The organism is Paenarthrobacter sp. PPS72 (assembly GCF_048537125.1).
Classification (GTDB): Bacteria; Actinomycetota; Actinomycetes; order Actinomycetales; family Micrococcaceae; genus Arthrobacter; species Arthrobacter nitroguajacolicus_E.
Genome location: NZ_JBLYIE010000014.1, coordinates 21,216 through 38,182, shown reverse-complemented (window position 1 = coordinate 38,182; position 16,967 = coordinate 21,216). Strand labels below are relative to the sequence as shown.

Genomic DNA, 16,967 nt, shown 5'->3' with positions numbered 1-16,967 from the left:
TGTTACAGGACGCCCGCCGCCGCGTTTCGGCCTGCAGGACAACGCGTAACCATCGCTTTTCGGGCAGCTCACAGGCGTGGACCCGCGTGAGGGCTACAGCAATTCGCCGCCCTGCATTCCGTACCTGACCCAATGGCCGCCCGTGCCGACCGGACCGCAGCGGTGTTCGACCGCGACATCGGCACGGGCACAGTGGTCAAACCACTCTCCCAGCGCGCGGTCGTGGCTCACGATCACCAAGGTCCCCTCGAAGGCGGCGAGCGCTGCCTCCAACTGCTCCACCAGCACCGGTGCCAAGTGGTTGGTGGGCTCGTCCACGATCATGGTGTCGTAGCCGCCCAGAAGGAGTCGGGCCAGGGCGAGCCGGCGCTGCTGCCCTGCGGAAAGGCCACCCACGGGAACATGGAATTCAGCCGGTCGGAACAGCCCCAGCCGCAGCAGGCCCTCAGCATGTTCGTCGATGTTCCCGCCGAGCCCCGCGGCGAATGCAGGTAGCAGGCGAAGCCCCGGGCGGGAGGGCACTTCAAGTTCCTGCTGCAGGTAACCCACCTTGCCGTTCACCGTGACAGAGCCTGTGGCCGGCTCCAGCGTCCCGGCCAGGATGGACAACAGCGTGGATTTGCCCGCACCGTTAGGACCGGTGATGAGCACTTTTTGTCCGGCTTCCACCCTGAGGTGGGTGGTCTGGAGTCTGCCGGGCGCGCTGATGCCGTGGGCTTCGACCGCGGGTTCGGACGCCGCCACGGCAATGACTCCCAGGGGTGCTGCAAGTTTCAGCGGCACGGGCGGCCGATCCACGGGGTTATCCTCGAGCCTGCGGAGGCGCTCCTGGGCATTGCGGACCTTGCTGGCCGCCGCGCGCTGCCAGGTTCCCGCTTTGAAGTCGAAACCCATTTTGTCGTTGTCGCGTTTTCGGCCGTAGCCCATGCCGTCTGCCACAGTGGCGGCTTGGAGTCGTTCAGCGGCCATGGCATCGAGCCATTGCTCGTATTGCTGGATCCACCGGGCCCGCTCGGCGGCTTTCTCCCGGAGGTAGCCTTCGTACCCGTTCCCGTAGCGGTTCACCGACCGCCGGTCAGCGTCCACCTCAATGATGGTGGTGGCTATCTTCCGCAGCAGGACGCGGTCATGCGAGACCACCACCACTGTTCCGCGATGCGCGGCCAACCGCGATTCAAGCCACGCAGTGCCGCTCGCATCCAAGTGGTTGGTGGGCTCATCCAGGAGCAACGCGTCTGCCGGATCAGCCAGCAGACAGGCGAGCGCTACCCGCTCCTGCTCGCCGCCGGATAAGGATCCAAGCGTTCGACGCCGGTCCAGGCCTCCCAGCCCCAGCTTGTCCAGCGCTGATTCCACGCGGGATTCGGCGGCGTAGCCTTCACGGAGCTGGTATTCCGTTTGCAGGCTCCCGTAGAGCTCGAGTTCGTCGGAATCAGCGTCGGCCAGGCCGGATTCGAGGTCCAGGATGCGCGCCTCCAGGGAACGCAGCGAAGCCAGGGAAGTGTCAATGGCGTCTCTGACGGTCAGAGACTCAGAGAAGCCATGGGTTTGCGCGAGGTATCCCACGCGGTAGCCGGGGTTGCCTGACAAACCTGCCGTGCCGTCGTCGGGCGTTTCAACGCCGGCCATGAGCCGGAGGAGGGTGGATTTGCCGGCGCCGTTTTCGCCGACGATCGCCACGTGTTCGCCGTGGTGGATGGCAAGGTCGACGGCATGGAATAGTTCGCGGTCCCCGTAGCCGTGGGAAACGCCGGAAAGGTGAAGGTGGTCAGTCAAGAGGAATCCTCGCAAGTCCGCAGTGGGTGGCAGAAAGCCGTGTGGGTACTGGGGATGCAGCCGGGAAGAAGGGCTGCGCTCAAGACTTCATCGCTCCAGACTGCCGGGCTTTGTGGGTTCGCGTCAAGCCACCACACCACAGGGCCCCCGCCCGCAGAACGGCATTGCTATGACACCATATTGGCGTCACAATGGTGTCATGCAGCTTAGCCAATACGTCAGCGAGGTACGGAAACAGCTGGAAAGCGCCGCCGAAGCCGGCGGCCCGGAGGCGCGGGCCCTCAGCGAACGCCTCACTGCCGCCGTCGAATCCACGGTTCGGCTGGTCCTGTTGGAGGCGCTCTCTGATGCCGCCAGCGAAATCACCTTGGAAATCGCCCCCGGCTCCGTAGAAGTCAGGCTCCGGGGCCGTGATCCGGAATTCGTGGTCAACAATCCGCCAACCAGTTACTTCGAGGCAATGATCGAACAGTCAATCCGAGGCCCCATGGCGCCGGAAGACTTCGATGGCACCAGCACCTCGCGCACCACTCTCCGACTTCCGGATCAGCTCAAGCAACAAGTTGAAGAGGCAGCCGGCAGGGAGCGCCTGTCCGTGAACTCCTGGCTGGTACGGGCCGTCGCCGAAGCAGTCCACGGCGGCCTCTCGACAAAGAAAGTACGCGCCACGAACCCGGCGAGCAGAACTTCACGGGATGGGCGCGCTGATGGCAACCTTCCAGATTCCTCAACCAATCGCCGTCGTGATTGATGTCTCTGTTCGCGGCGATATGTGGATCGTAGCCCGCGACCACCCGCAAACCGAGGTGACGGTCCAGCCCCGAAAGGCCAAGCGAAGCCTGGACGCCAGGATGGCTGAGCAGACAACCGTGGACTATTCGGACGGCCGCTTGCAGGTCAGGCTGCACCCCGGATTCCGCCACAGCTGGTTCAGCGACGGCGGCGCGGTGGAGATCACTGTGGAGGTTCCCGCCGGCAGCAGCCTGGAGTTGAGATCCGCCATGGGAGACCTCCGCTGCGAGGGCGAATTCGGCACTGCCGACCTGAAAACCGATCTGGGCCACATCCGCGTGGAGCACTGCGGCGAGCTGCAGGCACACACGGACATGGGCGATGTCACGGTGGAGCGCGCATCAGGGAGGTCCAGGATCAAGACCGGCTCCGGCAAGATCCGTATCCGGGATATTGAGGGCGTTGCTACCGTAAAGAACGGCAACGGCAACACCTACATCGCTTGCGCTTCCGGCGAGCTCAGCGTCAGTGCAGCCAACGGCGACGTCTCCCTGGAGCGGGCCGGCGGGTCCACTACGGTCAAAACGTCCAACGGCGACATCACGGTGGGGGAAGTGGCCGCGGGTACCCTCACCGTCCAGACCGCCGCAGGCGCATTGGCCGTCGGTGTTCGTGAAGGCACTGCCGCCTGGCTGGACCTCAACACTAAGTACGGACGTGTACGCAACGCACTCGAGGCCACCAGCGGACCAGGTGAAACCACCCATAAAGTGGAGATCCGCGCCCGCAACGCCTACGGCGACATCCATGTGGTGCGATCCCCCATCAGCGTCCGGCAGCCAGGAAGCTGACATGTAAGTTTCCGGGACGGGTGATCACCGCCAGGCAATCCGGTTGCCGTTGGTCATGGTCCCGTCCGCATCATCCGTGCACCTATCAGGCCGCCTGCGGGCGCCGTTCCTTGCCTACTATTACAGGCAGGAATCTGACGAAGAGCACCATGCCGATCAGCTCCACCAGCGTTTGCGTCACCACGGCAAGTGCGGCAAGCGCCAGGTGGTCAGGCAGTGCCAGGGCAAGCGGAAGGACCACCAGGGAATTACGGGTCGCTCCGCTGAAAACCACGGCGCGGGTAGCGGCAACATCGAGTCTGGCGGGTTTGGCGGCGAACATGCCCAGCGGCACCATGACGAGCAGGAACGCGGCATAAATCGGCACGGCAGAAAGTAGAGAGGTAAGTTCCTGTCCCACTCCTACGATTTGTGAACCGACAACGACGGCCAGCGTCGCCATCATGAGCGGCACCATAAACGACTGCATTACGGCCATCACGGCCCTGCCGGCCGCCGCTTTCCGGGCAAGAACCTGTGTCAGCGCCGCCGCACCCAGCGGGATGATGATCAGCACGACGAGGGCTTCAAAGAACGGTGCCGGGTCGACGGCTGACACCAAGTCCGGGCCGACAAAGAGCAGAAGGTAAAGCGGGAGCAGGAGCATTTGAGCCAGCATCAGCACCGGCGCGGTCGCCAGAAGCCGGTCACCGGCCCCGCCGGCGAGACCGCTGAAGACGATGACGTAGTCAACGCACGGCGTGAGGAGCACCAGCAGAACGCCGACCAACAAAGCTTGGTCCCCGGCAATGAACCGTGTCAGACCAAACACCACGACAGGGACGACGACGAAGTTCAACACCAGCACCGTGGCCAGGAAGCGAAAGTCCTTTGCAGCCCTGCCGATTAAGGCAAACGGAATACCCAAGAACGTCGCGTAAAGCAAGAGCCCAAGCACAGGGTTGATCCAATGCTCCAACGCCGGAGCTTGCCCCGGCGCCAAGAACCCGATGCCACCGCCGATGACAATTGCCGTCAGGTAGAGGCCAATCTGATGCTCGTCCATCCATGCCACGAAGTTCCTGTTTTCCACTCTTGTAATGCTAAGCCGGACACACGGATGCCAAGAATGAGAGCTTCACGCAGCAGGTAAAAGCTGACTTTATAGGCATTCCTAAAAGCTACTTTTCGGTATGCCTAATTTTCCTCTATTCTCTTATCAGACCGCCCCGATGATGAGGACCATCCGATGACTGCACCCACACTTGAAACCCGCCCTACTCCCCGGAAGGTGTGGTCCCGGCTCTTGCTGCTCGGTCCGGCCTTCGTTGCCGCGATCGCCTATGTGGATCCGGGCAATGTTGCGGCGAACCTCACAGCGGGTGCGAACTATGGGTACTTGCTGGTGTGGGTTTTGGTGGTGGCCAACGCCATGGCCGTTCTCGTGCAGTATCAATCGGCGAAGCTGGGCTTGGCCACTGGTATGAGCCTTCCCGAGATTCTGGCCAAGCGGCTCGGGACCAAACGGCGCAGGCTTTACTGGGTGCAGGCCGAAATCGTTGCGGGTGCCACGGACATGGCCGAGGTGATCGGCGGTGCGGTGGCACTGAATCTGTTGTTCGGGCTCCCATTGTTGGTCGGCGGTGTCATCATTGGCGTGGCCTCCATGCTGCTGCTGGCGTTGCAGTCGCATCGGGGCCAGCGTTCCTTTGAATACGCGATCCTGGTGCTCCTGGGCGTCATCGCGGTTGGGTTCATGTCCGGGTTGTTCGTCAACCCGCCAGACGGTGGAGCCGCCCTGGGCGGTCTGGTTCCTCGTTTTGAGGGCACTGACACCGTCCTGCTGGCAGCGAGCATGTTGGGCGCGACAGTCATGCCACACGCGATTTACCTGCACTCGGCCCTGGCACGGGACCGGCATGGGTTCTCCGAAGATCCGGCGGTGCGGACGCGCCTGATCCGCGCCACCCGTTTCGACGTCATCGGCGCCTTGTTGCTGGCTGGTGTTGTGAACATTTCGATGCTGCTGCTGGCGGCATCCAGCCTGCGTGGCACCGAGGGCACGGACACCATCGCCGGCGCCCACGCGGCAGTGACCTCGGCACTGGGACCGGCCATCGGCGTCATCTTCGCCATCGGACTCCTCGCGTCCGGGCTGGCGTCGACGTCGGTTGGTTGCTACGCCGGTGCAACGATCATGGGCGGACTCCTGAAAGTCCGGATCCCGCTGCTGACCCGCCGGGTCATCACCCTCATTCCGGCGCTGATCGTTCTCGGGGCGGGGATCGAGCCGACCCTGGCCCTGGTATTGAGCCAAGTACTGCTCAGTTTCGGCATCCCGTTCGCATTGATCCCCCTGATCCGGCTCACGGGAAAGCGTGACGTGATGGGCATCCACACCGACGGCAAAGCCCTGAAGATCGCCGGCTGGACCAGTGCCACCTTGATCGTCGGACTCAATATAATGCTCATCACGCTCACCTTCAGCGGACAATCCTGAGAACCCATCCTGAAAACTGAAGCCCTCCAGGGCGGGGCAACAGTTTCCACCCAGAGCCCCGCAGCAACCTCGTCACCAGAACGACATCAGCTCCGGCTCCAGCGACACGGTCAGCATCCCGGCCGCGAAGGCCTTGCGTTCATTGATGATGAGTTGCGCGGCCCGGACGAGGCACTTCCCGGCGGAGCAGTGAAGCATCTCGGCGCATCCATCCAAGACCAGCCAAATGACCACTGTGGCCCCGGCACCACCACGTCCAACTGGATCGTGCGTGCCGTGTCGGGGTGTTCGTCCGGCAAGGGGATCGGGTCGCCATGTGGGTCGTAGCGGGGCAAGGGCGGGTCTTAGTCCGGGTGATCTGCGGTGAGCCGTAGAGCTACCCACAAGCCGCAGCGACGGCAGATAAAGAATGCCTCTTCTCCCAAGGCGTGAAGCTTTTTCCGGGCCATGCTCCTGCCGCAGCAGGAGCATGTGCCGGAAGACTCAGAATCCATGATTCTTGAGGGCGCCGGTGACCTGCTCGACGGTCGGCATTCCTGTGAGTCCGTGCGGGGTGACGTACACCCTGCACGCGAGATCGTCGGCGGTTGCGCCGGTCGGGAAGATGTCTTTGCCGTCGACAGTGATGGTCGGGGAACCGGCGAATCCCGTATCTTCGGTCTCTGACGCGGAGTTCAGCTGCCGCATATGCACGGGAATGTCGCCGCGTCCCAGGATTTCGAGGGCTGCTTCCAGGCGCTCCTGCGCTCCAGCGGAGTTCGGACAGTCATCAATGTAAAGCAGTTCTATCCTCATGAGTTCATTCTCCCTCATGGTGAGGGCCACCGAGATTCGGTGCCAGGTCGCGGCGACGGAGAGCTCGAGCACTCAGATGGCTCTTCCGAACAGTTGCACTCTCATACCCCTGGGGGGTATACTCGGGGTGTTGTCAGTGAGTGGTCTGTCGCGGAGGGCTAAGTGATTTCCTCTTTACAACCGTTCAACCACAGCACCATCGAATCTTCTGCTTTGAATGGAACTGACATGCAAACACCATCACGTACTGAACTGCCCGTGACTTCTGCTTCCTCCACGGGATGTGGCTGCTGCTCCACGGAAACCGCGCAAGCACCGGAGTCGGCTCCCGGCATCGGGTTTTCCTTGGAAGGCTTGACCTGCGGTAGTTGCAAAGCCAGCGTTGAGAAGGCGGTCAACGCTGTGGAGGGAGTTGTTACCGCGACTGTTGAACTCGTCCCTGGCGGAATCTCCCGCCTGGTCGCTTCCGGATCAGCCACAGATGCAGCTATCCGGGACGCCGTTACTGCAGCCGGATACAGGCTGAGCATCTAGCTCAGTCTCATTTGGCCTGCTCCCCTCCCCGCGAAAGGCGGCCATACTCGGACGGGCGCGGTTCTGTTGTCAGTTTCCACAATCGTGGTAGCCCTGAACACCCAACTGCTCCGCCGAGTGAAACTGAACCTCTCGCAGGTTCGTTGACCCAACCGTGAGCCCGCGTTGGCACCGCCGTCCCGCAGGTTGGGGGCGGCGGTGCCGGCAGCTAAAACCAGACGCACGCAGGGAGGAAGGTCCAGTATGGCCGGACAGCGCACCATGACCAGTTCTGCCCTGCTCACGACGGCGCTTCTGACCGCCGTGCTGGCCATCATCGCCGGAATCCTGGGCATGCATGTTCTGACCAGCGCACACTCGGCACAGTCAAGCACCACTGCCGCGCGCATGCCGTACATGGCCGGGCAAAGTCCGGCAGCGCCTGGAGGTGAAGCGTCCGGGCACGACGACCATGCGGCCGCACCGGCGGAGCCTGCAATGGCGGAACTGTCCGCCGCCAAGGGTGCCGACTCCGCTGTGCAGTGCTCCTGCTCCGGGAAGTGCTCGAGTCAACACTCGATGGGTGCATCCTGCATCCCCTCGGCGACGGCCGCTGCTCTGGCGGCGCCCGTACCGAATGACACGACCTCCGTCACGGCACAATCCGCGGTCCCGACCAGCACACCTCGGATCCCATGGTCCTACCGGCCCGGGAGTCCTTCACCGGGTGAGTTGTCCATCAGCAGAACGTAGCCGTTCCTTCTGCCGGGCCAGCCCAGGCAGGTTTCAATGCGCCCTTGCCCTCAGACTGAGAGGCGTACAGCTGATGATCCCACCACCTTTGAACGGGCGTCTTCGCGCCCCGAAATTCTTAGGAAGGACCTGATTTTTATGAAGACGAAAAAGTTCTTACCCCTTGCAGCAACAGCCATCGCTGCCGCCGTCGCCCTTGCCGGATGCGGAGCGCCCGGTGGTTCCGGTGGTTCCGGTGGTTCCGGTGGTTCCGGTTCCTCCGTGACGTCCATGCCGGGAATGGACCACGGCAGCGGCTCGTCCGACCCGTCGAACCCGGCGGCCGCGGCGAACCATAACTCCGCTGACGTGACGTTCGCCCAGATGATGATTCCGCACCACACCCAGGCTGTTGAGATGAGCGAGATGATCCTCAAGAAAAAAGATATCCCTGCCGAGGTCAGGGACCTGTCAACCCGCATCAAGGACGCCCAGGCCCCGGAGATTGAGAAAATGACTGGCTGGTTGCAGGGCTGGGGCGAACCCACTCAGATGCCCACAGGGCACAGCATGGAGGGCATGATGGGCCCCGAAGAGATGACCAAGTTGGAAGCCGCCCAGGGCACTGAGGCCGCCAAACTGTTCCTGACCCAGATGATCGCCCACCATCAGGGCGCCGTGACGATGGCCACAACAGAAAGCAAGGACGGCAAGGATGCGGAGGCCCTCCAGCTCAGCAAGGACATCGTGAGCGCCCAGGAAGCCGAGATCAAGGAAATGCAGACGCTTCTGGCGGCACTCTGAGCAGCCCTTTCGTGGTGCCGGGCTTCCTCCCTGTGAGGGAGCCCGGCCCTCTTATATCCGATTCCCCATTTGGAGCCTTACTGCCATCGGCTGCCGCCGCTGCGAGCGTGCGTGCGTGCGCGGCGGTTTTGACCTCGCTCACCCAAGTGTCAGACCCAAAGGTTTATCAAGCGTTGCAGGGATCCTGATCCGATGAGGATAGTCAGGCCGAGCCCGATGAAGACTGCCGGCACCAACCAATGCTCAACTCTTTCCAGGGTTTCTACGACTCTGTGGTGAGTGCCGATGATCTTGCCCAGAGCGCACCAGAGAGCAACAAGTGCCAGAAAAACGACGACGGTGATGGCGGTGTCGGACGGGGCCATGGTTCGGAACACCGGGGTATAGATGGCGATGTTGTCCGCACCGTTGGCAATGGTGATACCCGCGATTCCGATCAGGCCAAGCCCTCCGGTGAGCTTATTCTCATCGTCATCGCCGTCTTCTTTCAGGCCCCGAATAAGGCCCAGGACGCCCAAAGTCAAGGGGAGGAATCCGAGAAGTCCCACCCACTCGTCCGGGACGATGCTTAGACCCAGCGCGGCCAGGAGGCTCAACCCCACAAGGGTGATGAATCCCGCGTACTGCCCTCCGACGATGTGCCAAGGGCGCGGTTTACCCTTTCTTGAGGCCAGGAAAAGTGCCGTCAGCACCACGATGTCATCGATGTTCGTTGCGGCAAACATGCCAGCCGCTGCCAGGATGGTCGCAAACACGGGAGTCCCTTTCGGGTATCAGGAGAGCCTTGAGTTTCGTGTGCTGCTTACGCCGTTTGCTGTTTTTTGGACCCGAGCAAAGTGCCCAGTATGTACAGTGCTACCCCAACGGTGACGAAGACATCGGCGAGGTTGAAGGTAGGAAACCAGCCGCTGTGCAGGTAGTCCACGACGCCGCGCCCATCGAGCCGGTCTACGAGGTTCCCGGCCCCGCCGCCCACCACCAGGGCAGCACCGGCCCGTGAAAGGGCTGACATGGTGGGGGCGGTGGAGACCGCGTACCAGGTCATGGCCAGGATGATCGCGGCGGTCGCGGCGATCACCAGCCATGGGGCCAGGTCATCGCCAAGGCTGAAAGCTACCCCGGTGTTGTACAACAGCTTCAAGTTCACCAGACCCAGATCGATGGTGGCGCCCTTGGAGAGCATGGCTTCGGCCAGGGCCTTAATGACCAGGTCAACCACGGCGAGTACTGCTGCCGTGATGAGCAAGGTGATCCTGACCCGCCGTGCTCTCCCGGCAACAGCTGACGTGCCGGCGGGACTTGCCGGCGACGGGACGCTCACGCTGCCGGCTCCAGAGCCGGCGTGGTCTTGACCGACGCGAGCGCGGTTTTGCGGCTGATCCGGCCGGCGCGGACGCCGTTGCCGATCACCACAATCTCAGCGAGTTCATGGATCAGGACCACGGCAGCCAGTCCCAGCAGGCCGAACAGTGCCAGTGGGATCAGGATTGCGATCAGCAGCAGGGACAGGCCCACGTTCTGGAGCATGATCGCCCGGGTCCTGCGGGCATGGTCCAGGACTTGTGGCAGGTGATTCAGGTCCTCACCCATCAGGGCGATGTCAGCGGTTTCAATTGCGACGTCGGTGCCCATCGCTCCCATTGCTATGCCGGTGTCGGCTGTGGCCAGGGCAGGGGCGTCGTTGACGCCGTCGCCGACCATAGCGGTGGGCTGCCGGGACTTCAGGGTCCTGATGATCTCCGCCTTGTCTTCGGGACGGAGGTCGGCGTGGACTTCGGTGATCCCGGCGTCCTTGCCCAAGGCATTGGCTGTGATGATGTTATCCCCGGTCAGCATGGCTGTGGTGTACCCGGAGGACGTGAGCCGGGCAATGACGTCCCGGGCTTCGGGACGAAGCTCGTCACGCACTGCGACGGCACCGATGACCTCGCCATCGGATTCGATCAGGACAGCGGTGGCACCTGCCGTTTGCATACGCTCAACCTCCCCGGCAAGGGAACCGGGGTTGATCCAGCCAGGGCGGCCCAACCGGACGGTTTTACCCTCGAAAAGGCCTTCCAGGCCGGCTCCGGGCACCGTGTCCACGTCGGTGACCTCAGCCCGGACAGGAGATGCGGCCAGGATGGCACGAGCAAGGGGGTGTTCGCTGCGGGCTTCCAGCCCGGCCGCGAGGGCCAGGACTTCTTCGCGTGTCGCGGTCCCGGTTGCGGCGACGTCGATGACTTCGGGCTTGTTCCGGGTCAGGGTGCCGGTCTTGTCCAGGGCGATGGTGCGGATCTTGCCGAGGGTTTCCAAGGCTCCGCCGCCCTTGATGAGCACACCGATGCGGCTGGCCGCACCGACGGAGGCCACAACGGTGACCGGGACGGAAATCGCCAAAGCGCACGGTGATGCGGCGACCAGGACAACCAGTGCGCGTTCGAACCATAGCAGCGGTTCTCCGACGATGAAGCCGAAGACGATGATCAGGACCGCAGCGATCAGGATGCCGGGGACGAGCTTTTTGGCGATGTTGTCCGCAAGTCGCTGGCCCGGTCCCTTGCGGGACTGTTCGGCCTCGACGATGTGCACGATGCGGGCCAGGGAGTTGTTCTCCGCGGTGCTGGTGACTTCGACTTCCAGTGGCCCTGTTCCGTTGATGGACCCGGCGTAGACCTCGCTGCCGGGACCGGCCTCCACCGGGACGGATTCACCGGTCAGGGCCGAAGTGTCCAGGGAAGTGCGGCCGGTGATGATTCGACCATCGGTGGCCAGCCGCTCTCCCGGGCGGACAATCATCCGGTCCCCCGGGACAAGTTCGGCCGGGTCTACTGTGACCTCAGTGCCGCTGCGCAGGACCGTCGCTTCTGCCGGAACCAGGTCCAACAACGCGCGGAGACCGCGGCGGGTTTTGGCCAGAGAGTATTCTTCAAGGCCCTCGGAAATGGAGTAGAGGAAGGCAAGCATGGCTGCTTCCTCGTACTCGCCCAATGCGACTGCGCCGGCGGCGGCGATCGTCATGAGGGTGCCCACGCCGATCTTGCCTTTAGCCAAGCGCCGGAGGGTGGAGGGAACGAACGTCCAGGCAGCGACCAGCAGGGCACCGATTTCCAGGACCAGGCGCAGCCACTCAGGGCCTCCGGTCAGAGACAGAATCCATCCGGTCAGTAGAAGCACCCCGGCCACTGCGGCGGCCCTGATCTCGTTGATTTGCCAGAATCCGACCGCTTCCTCAGCCTCTTCGGCCGCGGTTTCGGGCTTGTCGTCGCTGCAGCCGCATGCGTCGCTCATCGGGCGTTCTCCTTCGTAAGGTTCGTGTTTGTCAGCTCGGCGCGGGCACTGTCGGCGCCGTAGTTCGGGCACAAGCTGACAGCGTTGCCGGTTGCCGCAAGCAGAATTTCAGCTTGGGCAAGTACATCCATCAGCTCGGGGCGTGAGAGCGAGTAATACACGCTGCGGCCTTGGGCGCGGCCTTCAACCAGGCCGCAATCACGCAGGCAAGCAATATGGGCGGAGACTGTGGACTGTGCCAGACCCAGCTCAGCAGCAAGCTCACCCACCCGCACTTCTCCTTGGGACATGCGCTTCACAATGCCCAGACGTGTCGGATCGCTGAGCGAATGAAAGAGTGCGGCCGCGGGATCCAAGGGGGCGCAATCGCTCCCGGGGCCGGCCATATGAATCGTCATATGACGATGATAGCGCAAAGTCGTGATGTTATCGGCGAGGTTTGAAGGCCGCCTCAGTGACCGGATCCTGCGAATGTAGCGAAAAGGAACCTCGAAGGCACCGATCACTACCGCATCTGCGGGATCATGGTAGTCAAGCCCTCCACCAAACCCGAAGGACGACAGCCATGACCAGCACCGAGAAATCCGCTGCGAACTTGAAACCCGCCAACAGCAGTGATGCTTCAGCTGATGTAGGAACGGTTGTTCCCCGCATGACCCGGGACAAGCCGTTCGGCTGGTTGCTGGTCATCACCGGTATCGTCGGCTGGCTCGCCTCCGGCGCCCTGGTCCTTGAGAAACTCGAGGTACTCAAGGACCCCGGCTACAAAACGGTCTGCGACGTCAATCCCTGGATTTCCTGCGGCCAGGTCATGCAGACCTGGCAAAGTTCAGTTTTCGGGTTCCCCAACATGTTTATCGGAATCGTGGCGTTCGCCGTCGTCATCACCACCGGCATGGCACTGCTCTCCGGGGCCACGTTCGCCCGATGGTACTGGGCCGGGCTGCAGACCGGAGTCACGCTTGGGTTTGCCTTCGTTGTGTGGCTATGGTCCCAGGCTCTGTACTCCATTCACATCCTCTGTCCCTTCTGCATGATTGTCTGGGCGGCAATGATTCCCCTGTTCGTTTGGGTCACAGCCCGGAACATCGCCCATGGAGTCATTAAAGTACCCGCCACCACCGCCCGCGTTGTCGCTGACTTTGGCTGGATCTTTACTGCGCTGCTCTACGTGGCCGTTGCCGGAACCATCTTCTTCGCCTTCAGCCACGTCTTCCTGGGCACATCAGGACTCTGACCGTGGACATCCCGGAGAGGCGATGGTGGGGACTTACATCCATCCCTGCGGGTTCACGGTCTGTCCATTAAGGAGTACCTCGAAGTGCAAATGGCAGCCGGTGGAGTTGCCGGTGGTGCCGGCCGCCGCCAGCCGCTCGCCGGCTGATACGGTCGCGCCGACGGAGGTTTCGATCGCGGCCAGGTGGTTGTAAGTGCTCTTCAGGCCGTTCCCGTGGTCAACCACAATCCTGTTCCCGCCACCGTAGGGGGACCATCCGGCCTCCACGACAGTTCCGGCCCCGGCGGCGAACACGGCTACCTGGCAGGCCGCCACCAGGTCCAGGCCAGTGTGCAGCTCCCCGGCACCTGAGATCGGAGACGTGCGAACACCGAACGGAGAGGTGATTGACATGGCGGCCAAGGGCGCCCCGAGCCGGGCCGCTGAGACAGGTTGCACAGGGGCAGTCACAGGGGCAGGGGGCGCAGCGACGGGTTTAGGCGCAACCGCGCCGGAAGCAGCTACGTCAGCCTTGGCCGGTACCGGCAACGGCGCCTGCTCGGTGGTGACAGCCGGGCGTTCGTAACTTATCGAAGCCCCCAAGGGGGCTTGGACAGGCGCGCCGGCGGCGACGGTCCCCGTCGACTGCAAGGCAGGAGCTGCATTATTCGACGCCGGGCTGGCATGAGCTGCGGTGAGCGCTGCTGTTAAAAGCGCGGCCACGCTCAGCGTGGTGGCGGCCGTGACCTGTTTGTGCCGGCTCCCCCTCCCTCCTGCCTCTGGCACGGGCCGGTGGCGGCCGGTGGTCGTGGAAATCATCGGGAGGGCCATGCGGGGCGCGAAACCGGAGGCTGGTTTTCGACGGCGGCCATGGGGGGATACAGAAGCCAAGGGGGATCCTTTCGGTTCGCCTGCGAAGTTAGCTGTCGGGTTCGGGCCAAGGAAAATGCCCGGCCGTGGCCGGCGGTCAACAGACCACTGACATCACGGCTTCACCCCAAGGCAGGCTTGCTGCCAAAACTGGGTCCTCCACCCCCGCCGTCAAAGAGAATTGACGTTTGATGCCCCCGGCGGGGTCCAGCGTGGAGCATCAAAGGTTTTTAATACAGAAAAACCTGAATTAATGGTAGCCGTAAAGTACTGTCGTTACAATTTCGTGACTTTTGCGTTGACGGCCTCGGGCAGGAACGCCCGGCCCGGTGGTGATCCGCACTGACAGTATCTTCAGATGTGCAGCTACGGGCTCAACGATCCCGGCCGTGGCATGGTTCCCCGGCAGACCAGGTGATTACTCCTTCCGGGGGATGACGGTACGCCGTTCCGGGGCAGAGCCTTCCCTCGGGGGCTCCGTGCGGGTCAAAGTCCCATCGAGTCCAGGAGGGCGTCTTCTTCCTCTGCTCGGGAGCGCTTGCGCTTGCCCGGCCGCGAAAGGCTGGGCCTATGGACGCTGCTTGCCGTGTCCGGCAACGCCTCCGCGGCTTCAAGTTCCTCACGGTGGATGCGGGCCTGTTGACGTGCCATGTACCCGAATCCGACAAACGCGAGGACTCCGAATGTGATCCATTGCAGGGCGTAGGACAGGTTCGATCCCTCCTTGATGGCAGGTCGGGCAAGCGACTGCGGGACTGCGGGAGGCTGCGGTGACTCCGAGGCCATGACCCCGTAGCTGCCTGCCAGCAACGGGTACCCCAGTTGGCTCGCGTAGTAGGACAGGTCGATGCTTGCCAGTTGGCCCTCCGGAGCGTCACGGCCAACATCGGGCTCGGAGGGTTTGATCCGTACGACTGCCGAGACATCTCCCGTTGGTGGGGAGGGCACGGCATCGGGGTACCCGGGCCGGGCGTTGCCGATCGGCAGCCAGCCCCGGTTGACCGCGATCGTTTCACCGGAAGCAAGCCGGAACGGTACCACTACCTCGTATCCGGCAACGGAGTTGTTGGGGCGGTTCCTGATGATTCTCTGGTCCTCGGTAAGGTACCGCCCTGACACTAGAACCGTTCTCCACTTCGCGTCCGGGTCCGCAACTTCAAAGTAGGTGCGGGCATCCTGAAACGGCACCGGGGTTTTGTCGTAATTCTGCTGGACTCTTCGGATCTCGGCCACCGTCTGATTCCGGCGATCCATCTGCCAGTTCCCCAGCCCGACGCATGCGGCGGCGAAAAGTGCGGCCAACAGCAGCCATCCCGCCCAACGCCAGGACAGAAGGAACCTATACGCCACGCCGTTCCTCCTGGAGATACCATCGCTGCGCCAGCTGTCCGGGGATCGCCGTCGCCTCGGCTGCAGCGGGGTCCTGCGCCTGGTTGGCGGCCGACGTCGAAACGTCGGGTACTGTCATCGCTGGCGCTCCGGGCGATTGGCCAGCTGACGCAGGTATTCGTTGTAGGCGTCCAGGTCCGGGTCTCCCACTACAGCGGCCTTACGCTCGGATTTGACCCATCCCTTGGCCTCGTCCCGTTGCCAGCGAACCAGAATGAACATCAACAACAGCACTCCCGGCAGTTCCCCATAGGACCAGGCCAGCCCTCCTGCCAGCCCTTGGTCCTGCATGGGGTCCACCTCCCAGCTTTCCGGCGGCGCGGCGAAGAACTTAACCATGGGCGCAGTAGCCATCATGATCACGACACCGAAAAAGGCATGCAGCGGCATCTCGGCAAAAATGTCCAGCAGCCGGCCGAAGTGTGTCTGCCTGCTCGGCAGCGGGTCAGCGGAAATCAACGGCACCGTGAAGAGGATGCCCGCGGCCAGGAACAGCAATTCAAGGCCCACATGGCCATACCAGTTCGGCAGCAACAGGTCGGCCAGTCCCGAAAAGTAGACCCCGTAGAAGCTGAGCAGGAACAGCGGCACCATAAAGGCCGGGTGAATGGCCAACCTGCCGGCACGCGACCGAAGGCCCCAGAGGGCAAACTTCAGGACTGGCCGCCCCAGCAGATTGTGCGGGGTCGCCCGCAGCAGCAGCGTCCCAGGGGAACCGATGACCAGCAAGGGCGGGACAGCCATCATCAGGGTCAGCTGCTGGAACATGAAAATGGAGAACATGCGCAGCCCGTACCCTTCGATACCGGCTCCCATGACGACGATGATGGCCAGGCATCCGAACAGGAACGATGCTGTGCGTACCGGGGACCAGTGCCGGCCCTGCCCCCAGAGACTGATCGCGCCGGCAAGGTAGAGGACCGCGGCCAGCAGCGTCAGGGCAGGAATCAGGGGAATAGGCTGCAGGTTCGGTGCGAGAAACTCGCCCAGCGAGGGCGGTAACGAGGGAAGCCATACCGGGCCCTCGACTCCAGGCTCGCCCATATCAGTGCCCCCGTCCGGCCACGGCGGCCTGGCCAAGGGCGTAAGTTAGCTGTTGCTGACCATCTTCAGGCGGTCCTGACCGGTGTGACCGACGTGTGTGAGACCAAGATCGAGCAGCATGCGCACGTGGGAGTCGGCCAATGAATAGTAGGCCATCCGGCCGGCCCGACGGACCTCCACCACACGCGGTCCGCGCAGCAAGCGCAGCGCATGGGAAACAGCGGATTCGCTCAACCCTGTGGTGGCGGCCAAATCGCACACGCACATTTCCCCCTCGAGCAGCGCGATGAGGATCCTGACCCGCCCCTGGTCCGAGAGGAGCCCGAAAATGACAGCAAGATCGCTCACGTCCATGTCCGCCGGCATTCGGGACCGTACGGCCTCGACCTTTTCGGCATCCACCAGCCGAACTGCGCAGTCGTTGCCCGGCTGGCTGGACGTAGGCATAGCCTGTGCTGTTCCGGTCATTCATTAAGACTACCTCTACCTGCTAATG

The 16,967-nt window shown here is 63.0% G+C and carries 20 protein-coding genes and 1 riboswitch; of the genes, 7 read left to right on the top strand and 13 right to left on the bottom strand.

Annotation, left to right across the window (positions count from 1 at the left end; all coding sequences use genetic code 11):
- Window positions 1–93 precede the first annotated feature (93 nt).
- Window positions 94–1,776 (bottom strand): ABC-F family ATP-binding cassette domain-containing protein, encoded by a 1,683-nt coding sequence (locus ACLRGI_RS06625; protein ID WP_419200868.1) that lies wholly within the window; start codon window positions 1,774–1,776, stop codon window positions 94–96.
- Window positions 1,777–1,975: 199 nt separating this feature from the next.
- Here ACLRGI_RS06625 and ACLRGI_RS06620 point away from each other — a divergent pair, with 199 nt between their 5' ends.
- Together ACLRGI_RS06620 and ACLRGI_RS06615 are read left to right on the top strand one after the other, a co-directional pair.
- The gene (locus ACLRGI_RS06620) at window positions 1,976–2,527 is read left to right on the top strand and encodes a histidine kinase (protein ID WP_419200867.1); all 552 of its coding nucleotides are present in this window, start codon (window positions 1,976–1,978) and stop codon (window positions 2,525–2,527) included.
- Window positions 2,484–3,359: a DUF4097 family beta strand repeat-containing protein gene (locus ACLRGI_RS06615; RefSeq protein WP_419200866.1), complete on the top strand. Its 876-nt coding sequence runs from the start codon at window positions 2,484–2,486 to the stop codon at window positions 3,357–3,359. Before ACLRGI_RS06620 ends, ACLRGI_RS06615 begins: the two co-directional genes overlap by 44 nt.
- A gap of 85 nt (window positions 3,360–3,444) precedes the next feature.
- On the opposite strand, the gene ACLRGI_RS06610 is transcribed toward ACLRGI_RS06615, so the two are convergent.
- On the bottom strand, window positions 3,445–4,404 hold the full coding sequence (locus ACLRGI_RS06610; RefSeq protein WP_419200941.1) for an arsenic resistance protein: 960 nt from the start codon (window positions 4,402–4,404) through the stop codon (window positions 3,445–3,447).
- 183 nt (window positions 4,405–4,587) lie between these two features.
- Here ACLRGI_RS06610 and ACLRGI_RS06605 point away from each other — a divergent pair, with 183 nt between their 5' ends.
- The gene (locus ACLRGI_RS06605) at window positions 4,588–5,838 is read left to right on the top strand and encodes an Nramp family divalent metal transporter (protein WP_419200865.1); all 1,251 of its coding nucleotides are present in this window, start codon (window positions 4,588–4,590) and stop codon (window positions 5,836–5,838) included.
- A gap of 72 nt (window positions 5,839–5,910) precedes the next feature.
- Here ACLRGI_RS06605 and ACLRGI_RS06600 read toward each other — a convergent pair whose 3' ends face one another.
- Both ACLRGI_RS06600 and ACLRGI_RS06595 read right to left on the bottom strand, forming a co-directional pair.
- A complete protein-coding gene (locus ACLRGI_RS06600) occupies window positions 5,911–6,036 on the bottom strand; it encodes a hypothetical protein (RefSeq protein ID WP_419200864.1) in 126 nt (41 codons plus the stop codon).
- 285 nt (window positions 6,037–6,321) lie between these two features.
- Window positions 6,322–6,633, bottom strand: a complete 312-nt coding sequence (locus tag ACLRGI_RS06595; protein WP_419200863.1) for a thioredoxin family protein — start codon at window positions 6,631–6,633, stop codon at window positions 6,322–6,324.
- Window positions 6,634–6,861: 228 nt separating this feature from the next.
- Here ACLRGI_RS06595 and ACLRGI_RS06590 point away from each other — a divergent pair, with 228 nt between their 5' ends.
- From ACLRGI_RS06590 to ACLRGI_RS06580, 3 genes are all read left to right on the top strand, one after another.
- Window positions 6,862–7,167, top strand: coding sequence for a heavy-metal-associated domain-containing protein (locus ACLRGI_RS06590; RefSeq protein WP_419200862.1), 306 nt, complete (start codon window positions 6,862–6,864; stop codon window positions 7,165–7,167).
- A 243-nt stretch (window positions 7,168–7,410) separates the two neighbouring features.
- Entirely contained in the window at window positions 7,411–7,899 is a 489-nt protein-coding gene (locus ACLRGI_RS06585; protein WP_419200861.1) for a DUF6153 family protein, read from the top strand.
- Window positions 7,900–8,037: 138 nt separating this feature from the next.
- Window positions 8,038–8,682, top strand: coding sequence for a DUF305 domain-containing protein (locus tag ACLRGI_RS06580; RefSeq protein ID WP_419200860.1), 645 nt, complete (start codon window positions 8,038–8,040; stop codon window positions 8,680–8,682).
- 149 nt (window positions 8,683–8,831) lie between these two features.
- Here ACLRGI_RS06580 and ACLRGI_RS06575 read toward each other — a convergent pair whose 3' ends face one another.
- The 4 genes from ACLRGI_RS06575 to ACLRGI_RS06560 are packed head-to-tail and all read right to left on the bottom strand — an operon-like array spanning window position 8,832 to window position 12,350.
- Entirely contained in the window at window positions 8,832–9,437 is a 606-nt protein-coding gene (locus ACLRGI_RS06575; protein WP_419200859.1) for a cadmium resistance transporter, read from the bottom strand.
- A 47-nt stretch (window positions 9,438–9,484) separates the two neighbouring features.
- Complete coding sequence (lspA, locus tag ACLRGI_RS06570; RefSeq protein WP_419200858.1) at window positions 9,485–10,003, bottom strand: signal peptidase II; 519 nt, start codon at window positions 10,001–10,003, stop codon at window positions 9,485–9,487.
- On the bottom strand, window positions 10,000–11,952 hold the full coding sequence (locus ACLRGI_RS06565) for a heavy metal translocating P-type ATPase (RefSeq protein ID WP_419200857.1): 1,953 nt from the start codon (window positions 11,950–11,952) through the stop codon (window positions 10,000–10,002). The genes lspA and ACLRGI_RS06565 overlap by 4 nt, the downstream gene beginning before the upstream one ends.
- Window positions 11,949–12,350 carry an ArsR/SmtB family transcription factor gene (locus tag ACLRGI_RS06560; RefSeq protein ID WP_419200856.1) on the bottom strand — a complete coding sequence of 134 codons (402 nt, stop codon included), beginning with the start codon at window positions 12,348–12,350 and terminating at the stop codon, window positions 11,949–11,951. Before ACLRGI_RS06560 ends, ACLRGI_RS06565 begins: the two co-directional genes overlap by 4 nt.
- Window positions 12,351–12,517: 167 nt before the next feature.
- Here ACLRGI_RS06560 and ACLRGI_RS06555 point away from each other — a divergent pair, with 167 nt between their 5' ends.
- A complete protein-coding gene (locus tag ACLRGI_RS06555; protein WP_419200855.1) occupies window positions 12,518–13,189 on the top strand; it encodes a vitamin K epoxide reductase family protein in 672 nt (223 codons plus the stop codon).
- Between the two features lie 33 nt (window positions 13,190–13,222).
- Here ACLRGI_RS06555 and ACLRGI_RS06550 read toward each other — a convergent pair whose 3' ends face one another.
- The 5 genes from ACLRGI_RS06550 to ACLRGI_RS06530 all read right to left on the bottom strand — a co-directional run bounded on the left by ACLRGI_RS06550 (window position 13,223) and on the right by ACLRGI_RS06530 (window position 16,939).
- The gene (locus tag ACLRGI_RS06550; protein WP_419200854.1) at window positions 13,223–14,059 is read right to left on the bottom strand and encodes a M23 family metallopeptidase; all 837 of its coding nucleotides are present in this window, start codon (window positions 14,057–14,059) and stop codon (window positions 13,223–13,225) included.
- Window positions 14,060–14,062: 3 nt separating this feature from the next.
- Window positions 14,063–14,235, bottom strand: a riboswitch (cyclic di-AMP (ydaO/yuaA leader).
- Between the two features lie 289 nt (window positions 14,236–14,524).
- Entirely contained in the window at window positions 14,525–15,388 is an 864-nt protein-coding gene (locus ACLRGI_RS06545) for an SURF1 family cytochrome oxidase biogenesis protein (protein WP_419200853.1), read from the bottom strand.
- Window positions 15,378–15,506 (bottom strand): hypothetical protein, encoded by a 129-nt coding sequence (locus ACLRGI_RS06540; RefSeq protein WP_419200852.1) that lies wholly within the window; start codon window positions 15,504–15,506, stop codon window positions 15,378–15,380. The genes ACLRGI_RS06545 and ACLRGI_RS06540 overlap by 11 nt, the downstream gene beginning before the upstream one ends.
- The gene (locus tag ACLRGI_RS06535) at window positions 15,503–16,471 is read right to left on the bottom strand and encodes a cytochrome c oxidase assembly protein (protein ID WP_419200851.1); all 969 of its coding nucleotides are present in this window, start codon (window positions 16,469–16,471) and stop codon (window positions 15,503–15,505) included. The genes ACLRGI_RS06540 and ACLRGI_RS06535 overlap by 4 nt, the downstream gene beginning before the upstream one ends.
- A gap of 45 nt (window positions 16,472–16,516) precedes the next feature.
- On the bottom strand, window positions 16,517–16,939 hold the full coding sequence (locus ACLRGI_RS06530) for an ArsR/SmtB family transcription factor (RefSeq protein WP_419200850.1): 423 nt from the start codon (window positions 16,937–16,939) through the stop codon (window positions 16,517–16,519).
- Window positions 16,940–16,967: the final 28 nt, after the last annotated feature.